This is a genomic window from Ruegeria sp. C8, assembly GCF_056537565.1.
On the sequence record NZ_JBQFRV010000011.1, the window covers coordinates 64,723 to 82,425 of the forward strand.

The following is a 17,703-nucleotide window of genomic DNA, read 5'->3' on the forward strand; positions in this document are numbered from 1 at the left end:
TGGGGGTCAGGACCCGAGGTCACCTCAGACCGAGCCTTTTCTCATTCTGTGTGACAGCGCCTCAGCCCGAAGGTGATGCAGTCGGGGCAGATCTTCCCGCGCGAGATTCCGGGTGCAATCGGGATCATTTTCGACATCAAACAGCATCGGCGCGATATCCGTTGCGAAATGCGCAAGCCGATACCCGTCTTTCTCAAACGCGAGGGCGCGGCAATGATCAGGTGGGCATTGCCATGCGGTTTCAAAGCGCCCTTGGCCGGTTTCTGATCCAAGCTCAAGCTCGACCATGGCCCCTTGCCCGACGGGTCGGTCGGGCGCCAAGAGGTTGCTGCCCTGCATCTCGGGCGGCGTTGTCGCCCCAAGCGCCGACAGAACCGTCGGGGCAACGTCAATTGACTGGGTCAACACGTCGATATCTTCGGGCGCAAGATCCGGATGCCCGATCATCAGGGGCACGTGCGAGGCGGCGCGGAACGGGGTCTGCTTTCCCCACAGACCAAGATCGCCCAGCATCTCTCCGTGATCGGCGGTCAACACGATCAGTGTGTCGTCCAACTGCCCCACGTTTCGCAACCATTCAAAAATCCGACCGATATGGTGATCGACCTCGGCGGCCAGCCCCAGATATGTGGACCGGCAGAGAGCGATCTGCTCGGGCGTCATGGCATCTTGCTTTCCGTCAAAACCCCAGAACATATCCGCACCGCTTGGGCGGGAATGATAGGCTTCGAAAAAAGGATGCTCAAAAGTGGCCCCAACCGGTGGCGAGATGCCCTGAGGGTTGATCAAGTCGTTATACGGCGCAGGGGCAACAAACGGAGGATGAGGCCGGATATAGGTGACCATGGCAGACCATGGCTGTGATTTGCGCACGTCAAGATGTGCCAAAACCCGGTCGGTCAGATACGCGGTATCACTGTCCTGCGCGTCATAGAGTGCTGGCCCTCCGAAGGTATCGTTCTTAGGTCTGTAGAGCGCGGTCAGGTCGCCCGCATCCGGCACGTCATATCCACGCGATCTGAGATGGGCGAGCCACTCCCACGCTTCCTCGCGCATCTCGGTAACCTCGGTGATCCCTGGGATCGGCCCCGTGTAGGACAGATGCGCCGGGTCATTCGGGTGCAAGCCTTTGGGATCAGGCTGCGTATCTGTATAGCCGAACAGCAACAGCTCTCGCCCAATGGTGCGCAGCGCCGTTGCAAGGTTGGGGATATCGCGCCGCAGCGGAACGCCATTCTGAACCGATCCGTGGTTCATGGCGTATTGGCCCGTTAGCAGGCTTGCACGCGCCGGGCCGCAAGGCACCACAACCGTATGATGGTTGCGGAAATGCACCGATCGTTCTGCGAGAGCGCGAATGTTGGGCAGCGGCACATGCTGACCCAAAGCGCCGGTAAGAAGGTCCGCGCGGAACTGATCGATGACGATGAACAGAAAATTGCGCGGAGCCTTCTTCAACATGGCGTCAGGCCTCTGCGCCGTCCAGTTCGCGGATCAGCGCGGGCAGATCGGCAACCGTGTCGATCACATAGTCCGCGCCCGCGTCCTTCAGGATCTTGGTCGCGTGCTGGCGCAGCGCGTCAACCTCTTCTGCGGACAGAGCAGCCAGTTCCTCCGGTGTCTTGCCCACTGCGTTGCCAGACAAAGACACGCCAACTGTCAGACAGCCCGCGGCGACGCCCTCTTTGATGCCCGGCTCGGTGTCATCGACCTTGATGATCGCCGCAGGCGGATAAGCCACCAGATCGACCATGCACTTATACATGCCCAGCGGGCCGGGGCGGCCTTCGGGCAGGTCGTCGGAACAGACCAGATTGTCCGGCTCATAGCCTTGAGCGGCGGCAACCGGCAGAACGTTCTCCATGATTGACCGGGTATATCCTGTGGTCGATCCGATCTTGAGGCCCATGGACCGCAGATCATCAATCGCAGCTTTGCCACCCGGAACCAGATCCGCGTAGTCGGCGGCGACTTTTTCGTTCATCGGCACAAATATCTCATAGACTTTGTCGACATCCTGATCGGTGGGCGCGTTGCCGTATTTTGCCTCCCACTGGGCGGCGATTTCGGGCATATCCATCATGGAGCGGATGTGATCCCATTTGGGCGCGCCCATCGGTGCGCGGGCCTGCTCGATCGTGGCTTCGATATCGAACTTGGCAAAGGCCTTCACAAACACTCCCATCGGCGCGAATGATCCGAAATCGACCATTGTCCCCGCCCAATCAAACACGGCGGCTTTGAATTTGCTCATTGTCTTTCCTTTCGTCAGGCAGGTTCAACCTGTTTCTGTTTGAGTGTTTCGTCCGAGGGTCTGGCACTGTCGACCCCCATGTCACGCAGCTCCTCGGCTGCGGTGTCAACGACCGCTTGCATCACATGCGCATCGACCTGTCCGATGTGGCCTATCCGGAAGCTTTCCGCCGCCGTCAGTTTGCCGGGATACAGGATAAATCCGCGCGCTTTCATGCGGTTATAGAAATCCGGAAACGCAAAACGCGGGTGATCTGGGCAGAAGAAGGTGGTGATGATCGGCGACAGCCATTCATCGTCCAGCAATGTGACAAAGCCCAGCGCGCGCATCCCTTTGACCAGCGTCTTGCGGTTCTCAAGATACCGCGCGCCCCTTGCAGCGACGCCGCCCTCGGCCTCATGCGCGCGCAGCGCTTCGATGAAGGACGCGACCACATGCGTCGGCGGGGTAAAGCGCCACTGGCCTGTTTTCTCCATCGCGGCCCATTGGGCATAAACATCCAGGCTAAGCGAATGGCTGTTGCCTTCCGCCGCCTTGATCGCACCTGTTTCGGCGATCACAAAACCAAAGCCCGGTACGCCCTCGATGCATTTATTGGCCGAGCTGACCATGGCCTGAAACGGGATCACATGCGGCTCGAGCGGAACGGCACCGAAGGCCGACATGGAATCGACCAGAAGCTTGCGGCCCGCCGCTTGCGTCGCGTCCGAGATCTCTTGCAGCGGGTTGAGGATGCCCGAGCTGGTCTCGCAATGGATGGCCAGCACATGCGTGATCGCGGGGTCGGCCTGCAGCGCCTCTGCCACCTGATCCCCGCGCGGCGGCAGATAGTCCCCCATATCGATCACGGCGTAGTCACGGCCAAGATAACCCAGAGTCTGTACCGCTCGTTTGCCATAGGCGCCGTTGCACAACACCAGCACCTTGCCGTCCTTGGGTACAAAGCTGCCCAGCATCGCCTCGACCACGTAAGAGCCGCTGCCCTGCAAAGGCACACAGCCATAGCGGGCTTTGTCCTGCCCCAGAATATCCAGCAGGCGGCTACGCAACTCAGCCGTAATGGCGCGGAAATCGGCGTCCCAGCTGCCCCAGTCGCGCAGCATCGCCTCTTTCACCGGCAGCGACGTGGTCAACGGGCCCGGAGTCAACAGATACGGTTCGCCGAAATGGGGCGATGGCAGTCTTTGGGTGTGATCAATCATGTCATTCATCTTCTATATGAAGGTTGCCATAACATAGGTTTGAGCTATGGTGTGGCTACAGTTTTCCAGTGACCTCCGCAAGGGTGGTTCGACCGGCTAAGCGGGTTCCAGCGCCTTGGTCCTTTTCGTGGTCACGTGCTGGTCTAGATGACAGGCAACAAAATGCCCCTCCTCCACTTTCACCAGTTGGATCGGCTCGTTCGAGGGTTGGTCCGGGATACGCAGCGACACACCGTCTGGACCATTCGAGGCAACGGGATGGATCATATCGCCCTCAAAGCGGATCGGTTTGAATTCGGCGTCAGGATCAGGATGCGGTACGGCGGACAGCAACGCCTTGGTGTAAGGGTGCTGCGGGTTGAAAAAGATCTTGTCGGTCGGGCCATATTCCATGAACCGCCCCCGATACATCACCGCCACCCGGTGCGAGATCTGCGCAACCACCGCCAGATCATGCGCGATGAACAGAAAGCTGACACCAAGTTCGGCCTGTACGTCCTTCAAAAGCGCGACAATCTCGGCCTGAATCGACACGTCCAGTGCCGAGACGCATTCGTCGCAGACAACAAATTTGGGCTTGGACACCAGGGCGCGCGCAATGCAGATCCGCTGCCGTTGACCGCCGGAGAACGCATGCGGGAAACGACGCAAATGTTCTAGGTCGATCTTGCAACGTGATGCTATCTCGCGCACCCGCTCGTCGATCTGGTCCCGGTCCGTCATCAGGCCTGAGGCCACGAGCGGTTCGGCGATGATATCGCGCACCGTCATGCGCGGGTTCAGTGAGGAATACGGGTCCTGAAAGACAAGGCTCATTTCCGGGCGGAAGCTGCGTAGCAGGTTCCCACCGAGGTTGTGCAACTGAACCGGGCCTTCATGGAACGCCATGTTGATCTTGCTGCGCACCGCACGAAGCTCGGCCTCGGAGGCGTGGGCAAGGTCGATATCGCCCTTTTTCTTGCGGTGAAAGATCACCTCGCCTTCGCTGGGATCAATGGCGCGCAACATCGCGCGTCCAACGGTGGTTTTACCCGATCCGCTTTCACCGACGAGGCCCACGGTTTCGCCCTTGAGGATGTCGAAAGTGATGTCACTGACCGCGCGGACCGTTTCAACCTCGGTTCGGAACAGCTTCTTCTTTCGCACCTCGAATTCGACGCCCAGATTGTGGACGTCAATCAGCTTGCGGGCCTTCTTCAGTGGCGCGGGCGGGACGACCTTGTCCAACCTCGGAACCGCGTCCAGCAAGCGCTGGGTATAGGCCTGTTGCGGGTTGTTGATGACCTCGCGCACGGTGCCACGCTCGACAATCTCGCCCTTATACATCACTGCAATGTCGTCCGCGACCTGAGCGACCACACCCAGATCGTGGGTGATGAAAATCATGCTCATGCCCAGCTCAGCCTGCAGATCACGCATCAGTTGCAGAACCTGCGCCTGAATGGTCACGTCCAAAGCGGTTGTCGGCTCATCCGCGATCAGCAGTTGCGGGCCCGCCGAGAGGGCCAGAGCGATCATGGCCCTCTGGCGCATGCCACCCGACATCTCATGCGGGAACTGATCGACGCGGGCGGAGGGGTTGGTGATGCCGACCTTGTCCAGCATCTCTATCGCCAGCTCACGCGCCAGCCGTTTGTTGAGCCCGCGATGCAGCTGGATCGCCTCCATGATCTGGTTGCCGATGGTGTAGATCGGCGAAAAGCTGGCCATCGGCTCCTGAAAGATCATCCCGATCTCACCGCCGCGGATCACGCCCATCCGCGGGTCATGGGGGCGCACCTTGGCCAGATCGACGGATTTTCCGCCCTTCATGACGTAGTTGATCTCGGACCCCTGATCGATGCTGGCAATACCGGGCAGCAGCTGCATCACCGCCTTGGTCGACGCGGATTTGCCCGAGCCACTTTCACCCACGATGCCCAGCGTCTTGCCCTTCTCCAGCGAGAATGAGACATCGCGCACCGGCTGGATCAGCCCTTCATCGGTGCGGAAAGACAGGGTCAGGTTTTTGACGTCGAGGATGTTTGCCATCACTTCGCCTCCGCATAAGGGTCAGCAGCGTCGCGCAGCCCGTCGCCGATCACGGTGAAGGCCAGAACGGCCACCACCACGAATACGGCGGGAATGAACAGCCATGGGGTTTGCTCGATCGCGCGCACCGATTGCGCCTGTTGCAGCAGAACACCCCACGAGACCGATGGCGGGCGCAGGCCGAGGCCAACAAAGGACAGCGCGGTTTCCGACAGGATCATGTAGGGGAACGAGATCACCAGATCGACGATGATGAAGCTGGTGAAGCTGGGCAGCATGTGCTGACCGATGATGCGCTTGGGGCGCGCGCCGGCCAGTCGGGCCGCGACAACGTAGTCTTCATTCCGGATCGACAAAAGCTGCGACCGGATGCGCCGCGCCAGTGTCGGCCAGCCAAAGAGGCCAAGGATCAGTGTCATCGCAAAATAGACCTGCGTGGTCGACCATTCCTTGGGCATGGCGGCCGCCAGTCCCATGTAAAGCGGGATGATGGGCACCACCCGGATCACCTCGGTCACGCGCTGGATGACGTTGTCGATGAGGCCGCTGAAATACCCGGCAATCCCGCCGATGATCAGCGCCAGTACGAAGGAAATCAGCACGCCGATCACACCAATCGAAAGAGAGGTGCGTGTGGCATAGATGGTGCGTGAGAACACATCCCGTCCCAGATCATCCGTGCCCCAGAAATGGATCTTGGCGTCGGGGATCTGCAAGCCGATCAGGTGGCGGTCGGTTGGGATAAAGCCCAGAACCTTGACCGGTTCTCCTTTTACGAAGAGCCCTAAATAGTTGCGCACCTCGGGATCGGGCACCGAGACAGCCCGCAGGGTAACCGGATCACGCTCGGTCTTGGTGCCGTTGATAAAGGGCACGACCGAGCATCCGTTGTCATCGCAAAAACGCGGGATTTGCGGCGGTCCTTCGATATAGGACGTATCGCGCGTGACCGGGCCATAGGGGGCCACGATCTCGGCAAACAAGCCGGCCAGCGCCATCAGCCCCAGCACGATCGAGGCATACATCGCGGCGCGATGTTTTTTGAAACGCCACCAGATCAGGGTCCATTGCGAGGCCGAGTAGTATTTCAGCAGCTGCTGACGTTCTTTTTCCGCAGCCCGACGCTGGGCCGGGGTCATTTCGGGATCTGTCATATCGGTCATTTCACGCCCCCAGCTTGATGCGCGGGTCGAGCCACGCCAACAGCAGATCGGAAAGGAAATTCATGAAGACGATGGCAAAGGTCAGCATCAGCAGGATCGCACCCGCCACGTTCATGTCGAGGTCGAGATACGCTTTCAGCAGCAGCTCACCCAGCTCGGTCAGGCCCAGAACCACGGCCACGATCGGCAGCTCGGAAAAGATACGGTTCACGTCAAACCCGATGGTCGAGACGACCGGGTTGATCGCCAGCCGGGCCGGGTATTTGATCAGCAGCTTCCGCTCAGGCACACCGCGCGCGCGGGCTGCGGTAACGGATAGCTTGTTCAACTCATCCGACATGGTCGCGCGCACGGTCTGGATTTGATAGGCCACTGCCGACCACGCCAAAACCACTGCGGGCAACCACAGATGTTTCAGCATATCCCAGACCTTGGCCACGCTCCACGGAGCGTCCTGATACTGGGCCGAGAACAACCCGCCGATATCCGCACCGAACCAGCGGTTGGCGAAATAAAGCATAACCAGCGCCAGCAGAAAGTTCGGCAGCGCGAGGCCCAGATACGAGAAAATCGTCAGACCGTAGTCAATGGCCGAGCCGCGCCGGACGGCCGCGTAGATCCCAACGGGGATTGAGATCAGATAGGTCAGGATCAGCGTCGCGAACAGGATGCCCGCGGTCAGCCAGACCTTGTCACCGATCACCTTGGTGACCGAGGTTTCAAAGGCAAATGCCTGCCCGAAATCCCAGCGCAGAACGATACCGCCGATCCAGTCGAAATACCGAAGCAGCATGGGCTTGTCCAAACCCAGCTCCTGACGGATGGCCTGCACATCGGCCTCGGTTACGTTGACCCCGGTGCCCGAGTATTTCCGGAACGCGTAGCGGTCGGCGTAGTCTCCGGGCGGGATTTCCATGATCAGGAATACCATCATCGACACCAGAAGCATCGTGATGGCCATCCCTACTAGTCGTTCTGCAGTGAATCTGAGCATGCGTCTGTCCCGAGATTGCAGCTTGGACTGCAAACTCCGGGGCGTCTGCTGCAAACGCCCCGGAGGAAAATGTCAAACCCGTATGGGGGTTACTGTTCCAGCCACCACTGCGAGGGGCGGTAGGGGTAGGTCCAGTAGAAGTCGTAGGTTTTCGACTTGATGGGTTTGACGTTCTGCAGATCGTTGCGCCACAGGAAGGGGGCAACGATGTCACCGACGGTGCCGATCTTCAGCATGTTGTCAGTGTGTATCTTGACGATTTCCGCACCGATTTCATTGCTGGTGTCCGAGCCGAACTCAGCCTGGATGAACCGCTCGCTCAGGTCCCACAGCTTCTGGATATCGGCCGGGGGTTCAACACCTTCAGCACCATCGGTCTGTTTCCATGTGGCCCATTTGGCACCGGTGCCTGGGTTGAAGAAGTCACCAAAGGGCGGCACGAAAACGGTGGTATCCTGCGAGATGGTCGGGCCAGCATTGCCATCATACTTCCAGGTCGTCAGGTCCAGATCGTTGTTGTTGCCCGAGGCGCGGTATTCGTCCGAGGTAACCTCTTTCAGGTCAACGCGCACGCCCACGGCGGTCCAGTAGTCCCGCACCAGCTCCATCATTTTCACCGGTACACCTTGCGAGGAATAGACCAGGCGAATGACCAGAGGCTTGCCGTCCGCGCGCTCCAACGTGCCGTCGCCGTCGCTGTCGCTCAGGCCCATTTCGGCCAGAAGGGCCTTGGCGCCTTCGACATCATAGGCGATGTCCTTGTTCAGCACGTCATCCGAGATAAACGACACGGTCTTGGGCTCCGCCGGCACACCCTGCATCGGAGTGCCCTGACCCAGATAGACGATCTCGTTGATTTCATCACGGTTCATCGCCAACGACATGGCGCGGTTGAAGCGTACATCGTTGAAGATTTCGCGCAGCACTTCGTCGTTATGGGTGCGGTTGAACGAGAAGAACACGTTTTCACCCAGGGTCGGCGCGAACTGGATTGTGTAGCCGCCCTTGGCTTCGTTCTCTTTCAGCAGCGGGAAGTCTTCCAGGAAGATCGCCTGCTGTTTCCAGACAACCTCTCCATTCATGACCTTGAGGTTCTGAACTTCCTTGTCGCTGACATAGCTCTCAACGATTTCATTGATATAGGGCAGCTGATTGCCTGCAGTGTCGACCTGGTGGAAATAGGGGTTCGCTACCAGTTTACGGCCTTCCGAAGTCTCTTCGACAACGATGTGGCTTTCCAGTGTCGGCACTACTGCGCGGCCGATGGCGGCTGCTTTGTCGGCGTCTTTCAGCAGCGGAGATGGAACGTCTTTCCAATCTGAGCCGCCGTAGTAGAAATCAACTGCCTCGGCCCCGTTGGCGAAACCGTATTCCTGCGCCAGCGCATCGGCGTTTTCGTTGTATTTGGGCATGAACTGGCCCAGGAAATGCTTGGGTTGGAACGGCTGGCCATAGTCGACGGCAAAGCGGTTCAGAATGCCCGGCGTCGGCACCGGGAAGGTCATGCGGACGGTCACGTCGTCGACCGCCTCAACCTTGATCGGCTCGCCTGCAAACAGCCAGCGATCCGGGGTTTTTTCCAGAATGTCAGTGTTCAGCAGCAGATCATTGTACCAGAAGGCAACGTCTTCGGCGCTGAAGGGTTCGCCGTCAGACCATTTGTGGCCTTCACGCAGCGTGATCGTCAGAACGGTTTTGTCTTCGTTCCAGTCCCAAGCCTTGGCGACGTTGGGCACAACCGTCTGCAAGTCATCCGCATAGCGCACAAAGTTCACATGACGCACGGATAGAAGGTCCGACGTGCCCGACTCCGTCGCTTTCGAGATGCCGGTGATCGCGCCGCCATACTGGCCGATGCTCTCATAGGGCATCACGACCAGAGGCTCGGCCGGCAGGCGGTCTGCAACAGCGGCCAGGTCGGCGTTGCCAAGGATTTTGCTGTTCAGTTCGGTAATCGCGGGATTTTCCGAGAATTCCAGGTTGCAGGATGCGGTCGATTGCAGCTCGGCCAGTTCCAGCTGCTGCGGGAACGCGGGCTCTAGCCCCATTGGATCAGCGACGGTGGCGACAGGGCAATTTGCCAACGCGGGAACCGCAATCATCGTCGCGGCAGTGGACATCAGGATATGACGGATCGTCATGACAACCTCCAGGTTTGTTCGACGACCCGGTTAAGGGGCTATTGTAACAATTTAATAATGAGTGAGCGTTTATAGCTTTTAACTATATTACTCCTATTCGTTAACGCTCGCCAAAGTTTCTTGAGTAATTTCATAGAATTGCCGGACGGTGGCTGACGCAGCCATCGCAGGCATCGAAACCAAAAACTGATGAGCGCTTAGCTTTTGATCGTAAATCGGGATAAATTTCAGATCCTTGTCGGAAGCCACCAATTCCGATTCGAAGCCTACCCCCTCGCCCACGCCAGCCCGAACCAGAGAGGTGATCGACCCCCAGGAGCCGAGGCCCAGAATGGTATCCGGCGCGATACCAGCTTCTGAGGCTGCGCGTTCGAAGATCTGACGCGTACCGGCATTCGGCTCCCGCTGTATCAGTCTCAGTTTCCCGACATCCGCCCAACTAAGGGTCTCGACGTCTCGCAATGCACCTTCGCTTTGGGCGACGACGCCGATCCGGAACGAGGCGACCTTTTGGCAATGCATCGTCTCCAGCGGTTCGAGTGCGGTGACAAAGGCGACATCCAGATCACCCGTGCGCAGCAAGGGCAGCAGGTCGAGGCTGGCCATGGCACGTGCATTCAGGGTGACACGCGGATGGGTCTGAATAAATCGGGCAATTGGAGGCATGGCGATTTGATAGGTCGAATAGCCCACCCAAAAGCTGCCCGACTTCAGGTCTTTCCGCGCGCCAATCGCCAGATCGACCTCGGACTTCAACGCCAGCAGAGCCTTGATCTGTGGACGCAGTGTTTCGAACATTTCGGTGGTTTCAATACCTTTGTTGCCCCGCCGCAAAAAGCGACACTCGGTTTGCCGCTCCAAGGCGACGATCAGGTTGGAAACCGTGGGTTGAGAGACGCCCAACTCTTCTGCCGCAGCCGTGAAACTGCCGGTGCGGGCAACCGCCTCAAGCGCTTTGAGCTGGCGGATGCTCGGTTCTACATTGCTGGGCATGGTCGGTTTCCTTCGCTCGCGCTGTCGTGCAGGTGATCCGGAACAGACACAAAGTTCAATGCCCGGATACGCTTTCTTAGTTTTATCCGTTTTCATTTACCGCCCGTCCAGTGCGCATGGGAGCGGGTTAAGTCAGAACTTACCGGCCTAAATTGCCTAATTCTTAATCGTTCTCGCCTGTATGCTGTTTTTTTAAACAGAAAACTCGCGTCTTCTTCTGATTTGAGATGTAGCCGCGCAATCTCGGATGCTAGTCAGAAGCCATGCTCCAACGCCTGCCACTTCTGGTTTTCTCCGATCTCGATGGTACTCTGCTGAACCATCAAGACTATAGCTGGGACGCCGCACAACCCGCGCTAAAGCGGCTTAGGGACATTGGCGCGGGGCTCGTGCTAGCCAGCAGTAAAACCGCTGCCGAGATTATTGGCTTGCGCCAAGCCATAGGCTTTTCGAACATGCCGTCGATCGTCGAAAATGGGGCTGGCATTCTGACACCGGGCCACCCAGAAACCGATGGACCCTCTGAATATCTGAACATTCTGAATATCCTGCAACACCTCCAACCCGGCTTTCGCGGTTTTGCAGATATGAGCGTGCAGGAGGTGAGCGACAGGACCGGCCTTGATCTCGTCGAGGCAGAGAAAGCCCAGGATCGGCATTTCAGCGAACCGGGCGTGTGGGAGGGCGCGCCAGAAGATCTTGACGGGTTTATCTCCGAAGCCGGGCGGTACGGTCTAAAAGCCAGGCAAGGCGGTCGATTTCTCACTTTGTCGTTCGGAAAGACCAAAGCGGATGCCATGTCCGACGTGATCCGCCAGTTGAAACCCGAAAGAATCATCGCTCTCGGCGATGCACCAAACGATCTGGAAATGATCCTTTCCGCCGAAACCGGCGTCGTTGTCGCAAACCGGCATGGTACACCCATTCCGGTCCAGGCGCCAGAAACCGAACAGCGGATCCTCAGAACCTCACGTGAAGGTCCCGAAGGCTGGGCCGAGGCCATTCTGACCCTCACCGCAGCCGATCACAAAGACAGTTAACCAAGACAGGCAGCCCAAATGGCAGACTTCCATCAAAACGGAAACATCACCACGCTTCACAACCTGCGAAGCCGCCCGGCCGAGCATCTGGTGCACGAAATCTCGGTCTTTGCCGAAACGCGTAAGGTGACGCTGATCCTGCCCTGTCTCTACTCAGAACTGGAAGGTCCGGCCCTTACGGGGATTATCGATGAGCTGTCCAAGGTCAGCTACCTGCATCGCATTATCATCGGGCTAGATCAGGCCGACGCAGAACAATACCAAAGCGCCAGAGCGTTTTTTGAGCGTTTGCCCCAGAAACATGTTGTGATCTGGAATAGCAGCCCCCGGATGTTGCAGCTGGAAGACCGGCTGCGCGACCTTGGCCTTGCACCACAGGAGCCCGGCAAGGGCAAAAACGTCTGGTCCTGTATCGGCTATCTGCTGGCCTGCGCCGACAGCTCGGTCATGGCGATCCATGACTGCGATATCGTGACCTACAAACGGGATATGCTGGATCGGCTGGTCTACCCTGTGGTCAACCCGACCTTCCCGTTCCAGATGGCAAAAGGTTTTTATCCGCGCATCGGCAATGGCAACCTGAACGGCCGTGTCACGCGGCTGCTGGTCAGCCCTCTGCTGATCGCGCTGAAAAAGGTGATCGGAGATCGGGACTACATCGACTACCTGCGCAGCTTCCGCTATCCGCTGTCAGGCGAGTTTGCCATTCGCACACCAACCTTGCCCGATCTGCGCATCCCGTCCGACTGGGGGCTTGAAATCGGCGTTCTATCTGAGGCCTGGAGGAACCTCGCGCCCAAATCCGTCTGCCAGGTCGAGATTGCCGACAATTACGATCACAAGCATCAGAAGCTGTCGCCCGAAGATGCAAACACAGGGCTGAGCCGGATGTCGACCGACATTTGCAAGGCCATTTTCCGCAAACTGGCCGCAGACGGCACCGTGTTCACCGCCAACACGTTCCGCACGCTCAAGGCGACCTATTATCGCTCGGCTCTGGATTTGCTCGAGGGGTACTATACCGATGCAAAGATGAACGGCTTGGCACTTGATCGCCATACTGAGGAAAAGTCGATTGAGCTGTTTGCCGAAAATATCATCCGCGCCGGTCGGGTCTTTTTGGAAAACCCCCATGAAACGCCCTTTATCCCGACATGGAACCGGGTCCATGCCGCAGATGCCGAGTTCCTGCACCACTTGAGCGAAGCGGTCGCTCTGGATCTGGAAGAGTTCACACCGCAGGGGCGTTCGTGATCCAGCGACACTGGTAAGGCGCCAGCGAGAATTCGGACATGTTGGCGCCAAAAACCTCGCCGGTCAGCGCATCCATCCACGTTTCTTCGGCAATCAGGTTCACCTCTGTCGGGTTGATCTGAACGTGATCCGAAGACACGTTGTGAAGGGCGAAAATGGATTGGCTTCGATCCAGGCTCTGCCGCCAGATGCCGAAAACCCTTTCGTCAAGCCGCAGGGTGAACTGCGTCGCATTCGGGTGGAACGCCGACTGCTGCGCGCGAATGCGCAACCGGCGCGACATTTCCGACAACACTCGGGATTGATCCGATCCGGGGTCGGCTAGTTTTGACAACAGGTCCGGATAGTGCCAGCGATGCCGATTGATCGCCCTGTTCATCCTGCGACGTTCAACCGCCTCATGGTCGTTGGGGGTAGCCAACAGTGAATGGATGTAAAACGCGGGAATACCCTCAAGCGACATCACGATGGTCTGCGAACAGATAAAACGCGCCAAGTGAAATTGGTCTTCGCCGTCAAAGGTCGCGCGCATGGCCTCGAAGAAGGCGCAGTTCAATTCATAAGGTTCTTCGCGACCATCCGGTAAGGCGCGCATGGAAACCAGCCCGCCCAGCCTTCGCACGGTGTCGATCATCCGCGTCTTTTCTTCGGGTGGCAGAAGCCCTTCTGCGGGCCGCATCCCGATACCATCATGGCTGGCGGTGAAATTCAGATAAGCACACCCCAATTGCGCCGGGGGCATGGCCGCCTGCCACTCACGCAAGTATCGTGCCGTGCCAGACTGCATGGCGTGCAGGATCAAGGGAGGAAGGGGAAAGTTGTAAACCGCATGCGCCTCGTTCCGATTGCCGAAATAGCTTAAGTTTTCTGTACGCGGAACATTGGTTTCGGTCAGCAGTACGACAGTCTCTGTCGTGAAATCGCAAAGAAGCCGAAGCAGTTGCACGATGGCATGCGTCTGAGGAAGGTGGATCGAGTTCGTGCCCACTTCTTTCCAGATGAAGGCCACGGCGTCCAGCCGCAGGATGCGCACGCCCTTGTCGATATGCAGTCGGATGATCCGCAGCATTTCGATCAGAACCTCAGGATTGCGGAAGTCTAGATCGATTTGATCGTGGCTAAAAGTACACCAGACGTGACGGTCGCCACGGCTCGTTTCCACCTGACGCAAAAGCGGCGTGGTTCTGGGCCGTACCACCGGCCGCAGATCATCTTCGGGCTTGGCTTCGAAGAAGAACCTATCATGCGGCGGTTTTCCCTGCAGGTAGTTGTTGAACCATAGCCCCTGACTAGACATGTGGTTGAGCACAAGATCCGACATCAGGTGGAAATCATCCGCGATGCGCGTGATGTCCGGCCAATCCCCCAATTGCGCGCTGACGCTGTAGTAATCCGAAACCGCAAACCCATCATCGGATGTGAAGGGAAAGAAAGGCAGGATATGCACGCCATTCACGACCCCTTGCAGATGACGCACAAGAAAATCGTGCAACAGGTCCAGCGGTTTATGAACTTGATCTTCGATGGAATTGCCGTAAGTGATCAGAACACTGTCTCGCTCCGACCAAAGACCATTGCCGGGCTTTCGCCCCTGCTTTCTTTGGTGGTGGCCGGACGGCCAGAACGCTTGCACAATCTGCTCGGACAATTCTGAATGATCGTGGTCCGGGTAGATACGGATCAGAAAATCCGTCAGTCGCCGGGAGAAATTCTGGCTCATGGTCGTTGTGCTTGGCTCGGCTTCGTCAAATGCCAATTGTTCGCCAGAGCAGTAGCTCTGTCAAACAAGTCAAAATCCATTTGCGCACCTTGCCGAGGTTTATCCATCCATCTGCCTGTAAATTGGTCGATGCCAAAGAAAACAAAACGCGCATACGATACGGTCCTCGCGCATAGCATTCTTCGAATATTGAGTGCTTTTGACGGAATCATGGATGGGCTTTCAACGCGATGACCTCGAAAGTCATGCTCCGGCTAGCCAAGACACTTTCGGTTGTCAAAAGTTTGCAACAGCGCTGGGAACGATGTTTTAGCTAGCCCGAAAACTCACGTACATTGTCCTCAGCAGTCGGCTTTCCGTCCTCAATGGCCAGCAATTCGTCAGACTCCGAATTTTTCATGACAGAGATCGGTGATCTGTTGCCAGATTGACTTGAATTCCGGCGTGTTCTCTGCCGCGTAGTGGAAGTTTTTCATCAATCCGGTGAGTTGCGTGAACACCTGCCGCACTTCGGCTTTGTCGGCGAAATCGGCACTCGACTGGGTGACATCGTAGACCAGTTTGAAGGTCATCTTTTGCCGCTCCAGCGGCACGGTTGCGTCCACCTGGTCAAAAGCATCCTGCTGCAGGTAGACCATATCCACAAACAGCGCCTTTTGTTGGGTGACAAAGTCCTCGATGGTGACACCCTCTTCGCCGGTGACCTGCATCATTTGGTCGACCTGCTCACCTTTTTCGATCAAGGCCAGCAGGTCCCTAACCTTACCCGTCCAACCGGGTTCCGCGTTCTTGTCATACCAGTCGGAAAGCTGATCCGTGTAGCGCGACCAGCTGAGCATCGGGTCAACGGCTGGATAGAACCGCTTATAGGCCCGCTCCGAGGACAGGCCGAGGAAACATTTCACGGTAGACAGAGTGGACTGCGTGACCGGTTCATCAAAATTGCCTCCAGCAGGTGAAACAGTCCCGATCAGGGTCAAGCTGCCCAGATCGTCATCATTGGTTTTCAACGCGCCAGCCCGTTCGTACAAACCCTTGATCGAGCTTTCCAGATAAGCCGGAAACCCCTCTTCGCCTGGGATTTCTTCAAGCTTGCCAGAGGTTTCGCGCATCGCTTGGGCCCAACGGCTGGTGCTGTCGGCGATCAGCAGAACGTCGTAGCCCATCTGTCGGTAGTACTCGCCCAACGTAATGCCGGTGAAGATTGAGGCCTCGCGCGCGGCGACCGGCATCGAGGAGGTGTTACAGATGATGATCGTGCGATCCATCAGGCTGCCGCCGGTGGTCGGGTCGGTCATCTTGGGGAATTCGTGGATGGTCTCGACCACCTCACCGGCGCGTTCACCACAGGCAACGACGATGACGATATCTACCTTGGCATTCCGCGCGATCAGGTTTTGCAGCACCGTCTTACCTGCCCCAAACGGGCCGGGAATGCAGGCTGTCCCGCCGCGGGCGATCGGGAAGAACGTATCAATCAATCGCTGCGAGGTCAGAACTGGCTCAGTTGGATAGAGGCGTTCGGACAGGGCGCGCTTGAGGATGCTCTCTGGTAAGGGGCGACGTACTGGCCATTTCTGCGAAAGGGTGAGTGTGTGTTCGCCACCCTGCTCATCCTCCAGCCGGGCAACGATGTCGTGGATCGTGGCCGCGCCCTTCTGGACCCAAACGACCCTGTAGTCGCCCGTCCAATTGAAGGGCAACATGATCTTGTGGCTGAAGTGGCCTTCGGGCACCGTTCCGATGCTGTCGCCTGCTGTGACCGTATCCCCAACCTTGACCGACGGCGTGAATGACCATTTTGCCTGATCGTCGAGTGGGGCAACGTCTGCCCCGCGCGGCAGGAATGTTCCAAACTCGCTGGCCACCTTGGGCAGCGGCGATTGCAAGCCATCAAACACCTGCCCCAGCAAGCCCGGCCCGAGTTCGACCGACAGCAACTGGCCCGATTGTTCTACCGGATCGCCGACCGCGACACCGTCGGTGCTTTCATAGACCTGCACGTCCGCTGTATCACCGCGCACGCGCAACACTTCGGCCTTTAGACGCTCTTGCCTGCCGCCTGGGCCGGGGCGCGTTGGAAGGATGAACACGACTTCGTTCTTGACCAGCTGTCCGGGCTGGCCCGAGGCGTCAGCGTTGGCTTGGATTTGCACAAGCCCCTCCTGCACCGAAACGACGCGGGCTGTGGCGGTCTGAGTGGCGGGTGTTGGGGCGGTCATGCGTATGCTCCCTCAAAATCGATATCGGCGACATCGGCCATGGCCTGTTGCGCCAGATGCTCAAATCTCTTGGCCGCGTCCTGCGCGTTGCTTTGCGCCCAGCGGTCGAAAATGTTCCATTTCAGCACATAGATCGCCACGGCTTCGAAATCGAAGTAGTGACGAGATGCGTGTCGTTTCAGTTGCTTGTGACTGACCGACAAGAGCAACCGTTCCAGGCCCAGTGGATCTTCGGCCTCCAACAGCTGTTTCGCGTCCTTGATCCACGGCATCGCACCTTCAAGACGGAAGTGCGGGTCGCCCCAATTCTCGGGGATGTGCCGGCTCCAACGGCCCATGCCGAACACCCCTGACGGGGCACCACCGCCTTGCTTACGCAGGCGAAGCGCGGCAACGACGGTGCGCAGATCCATGCGTTCCACAAGGATCTTCCGCAGAGTTGGTTGCTGCGTATCCTCCAGTGCTTCTTTGCATCGCTTCATGGCCTGAGCATCCGTCACGTCCATGTCATAGCCGCTCCAATTCAGGGCATGCTCCAACGCCTTCAAAACGCGCGCGTCCTCGGATGTCAGCGCCGTCAAACGCCGCTCAAGGCGCAGGCGCGACAAGGGTGGCTGCTTGGCGACAAACAACCGTTCCGAGCCCGGCAGGCTGCTGATCAAAGCGATATAGGCGTCGGGGTCCGACAT

13 protein-coding genes are annotated in these 17,703 nt (G+C 58.1%); 2 read left to right on the forward strand and 11 right to left on the reverse strand.

The annotated features are described in order from the left end of the window. Window positions 1-24 precede the first annotated feature (24 nt). From ACR0KL_RS15085 to ACR0KL_RS15120, 8 genes are all read right to left on the reverse strand, one after another. Window positions 25-1,461 (reverse strand): sulfatase-like hydrolase/transferase, encoded by a 1,437-nt coding sequence (locus tag ACR0KL_RS15085; protein ID WP_480777214.1) that lies wholly within the window; start codon window positions 1,459-1,461, stop codon window positions 25-27. 4 nt (window positions 1,462-1,465) lie between these two features. Continuing rightward, window positions 1,466-2,254 (reverse strand): phosphonoacetaldehyde hydrolase, encoded by a 789-nt coding sequence (gene phnX / locus ACR0KL_RS15090; RefSeq protein WP_170680133.1) that lies wholly within the window; start codon window positions 2,252-2,254, stop codon window positions 1,466-1,468. A 14-nt stretch (window positions 2,255-2,268) separates the two neighbouring features. Continuing rightward, a complete protein-coding gene (locus ACR0KL_RS15095; RefSeq protein ID WP_480555240.1) occupies window positions 2,269-3,456 on the reverse strand; it encodes a 2-aminoethylphosphonate--pyruvate transaminase in 1,188 nt (395 codons plus the stop codon). 96 nt (window positions 3,457-3,552) lie between these two features. Continuing rightward, on the reverse strand, window positions 3,553-5,487 hold the full coding sequence (locus ACR0KL_RS15100) for an ABC transporter ATP-binding protein (protein WP_170680129.1): 1,935 nt from the start codon (window positions 5,485-5,487) through the stop codon (window positions 3,553-3,555). Continuing rightward, the gene (locus ACR0KL_RS15105; RefSeq protein ID WP_170680128.1) at window positions 5,487-6,650 is read right to left on the reverse strand and encodes an ABC transporter permease; all 1,164 of its coding nucleotides are present in this window, start codon (window positions 6,648-6,650) and stop codon (window positions 5,487-5,489) included. The genes ACR0KL_RS15100 and ACR0KL_RS15105 overlap by 1 nt, the downstream gene beginning before the upstream one ends. Before the next feature lies 1 nt (window position 6,651). Then, window positions 6,652-7,644 (reverse strand): ABC transporter permease, encoded by a 993-nt coding sequence (locus ACR0KL_RS15110; RefSeq protein ID WP_480555242.1) that lies wholly within the window; start codon window positions 7,642-7,644, stop codon window positions 6,652-6,654. Window positions 7,645-7,733: 89 nt separating this feature from the next. Then, window positions 7,734-9,785: an ABC transporter substrate-binding protein gene (locus tag ACR0KL_RS15115; protein ID WP_480777215.1), complete on the reverse strand. Its 2,052-nt coding sequence runs from the start codon at window positions 9,783-9,785 to the stop codon at window positions 7,734-7,736. Window positions 9,786-9,878: 93 nt separating this feature from the next. Beyond that, window positions 9,879-10,778: a LysR substrate-binding domain-containing protein gene (locus ACR0KL_RS15120; RefSeq protein WP_170680124.1), complete on the reverse strand. Its 900-nt coding sequence runs from the start codon at window positions 10,776-10,778 to the stop codon at window positions 9,879-9,881. Between the two features lie 263 nt (window positions 10,779-11,041). Here ACR0KL_RS15120 and ACR0KL_RS15125 point away from each other — a divergent pair, with 263 nt between their 5' ends. Together ACR0KL_RS15125 and ACR0KL_RS15130 are read left to right on the forward strand one after the other, a co-directional pair. Continuing rightward, on the forward strand, window positions 11,042-11,818 hold the full coding sequence (locus ACR0KL_RS15125; protein WP_170680122.1) for an HAD hydrolase family protein: 777 nt from the start codon (window positions 11,042-11,044) through the stop codon (window positions 11,816-11,818). Window positions 11,819-11,836: 18 nt separating this feature from the next. Next, entirely contained in the window at window positions 11,837-13,072 is a 1,236-nt protein-coding gene (locus ACR0KL_RS15130) for a glycosyltransferase family protein (protein ID WP_170680121.1), read from the forward strand. Here ACR0KL_RS15130 and ACR0KL_RS15135 read toward each other — a convergent pair. The 3 genes from ACR0KL_RS15135 to ACR0KL_RS15145 all read right to left on the reverse strand — a co-directional run bounded on the left by ACR0KL_RS15135 (window position 13,050) and on the right by ACR0KL_RS15145 (window position 17,703). Further along, window positions 13,050-14,792, reverse strand: a complete 1,743-nt coding sequence (locus ACR0KL_RS15135; RefSeq protein ID WP_170680119.1) for a sugar phosphorylase — start codon at window positions 14,790-14,792, stop codon at window positions 13,050-13,052. The two genes, ACR0KL_RS15130 and ACR0KL_RS15135, sit on opposite strands and share 23 nt — an antisense overlap. Before the next feature lie 380 nt (window positions 14,793-15,172). Beyond that, window positions 15,173-17,014: a V-type ATP synthase subunit A gene (locus tag ACR0KL_RS15140; RefSeq protein ID WP_170680117.1), complete on the reverse strand. Its 1,842-nt coding sequence runs from the start codon at window positions 17,012-17,014 to the stop codon at window positions 15,173-15,175. After that, window positions 17,011-17,703 (reverse strand): hypothetical protein, encoded by a 693-nt coding sequence (locus ACR0KL_RS15145; protein WP_170680115.1) that lies wholly within the window; start codon window positions 17,701-17,703, stop codon window positions 17,011-17,013. Before ACR0KL_RS15145 ends, ACR0KL_RS15140 begins: the two co-directional genes overlap by 4 nt.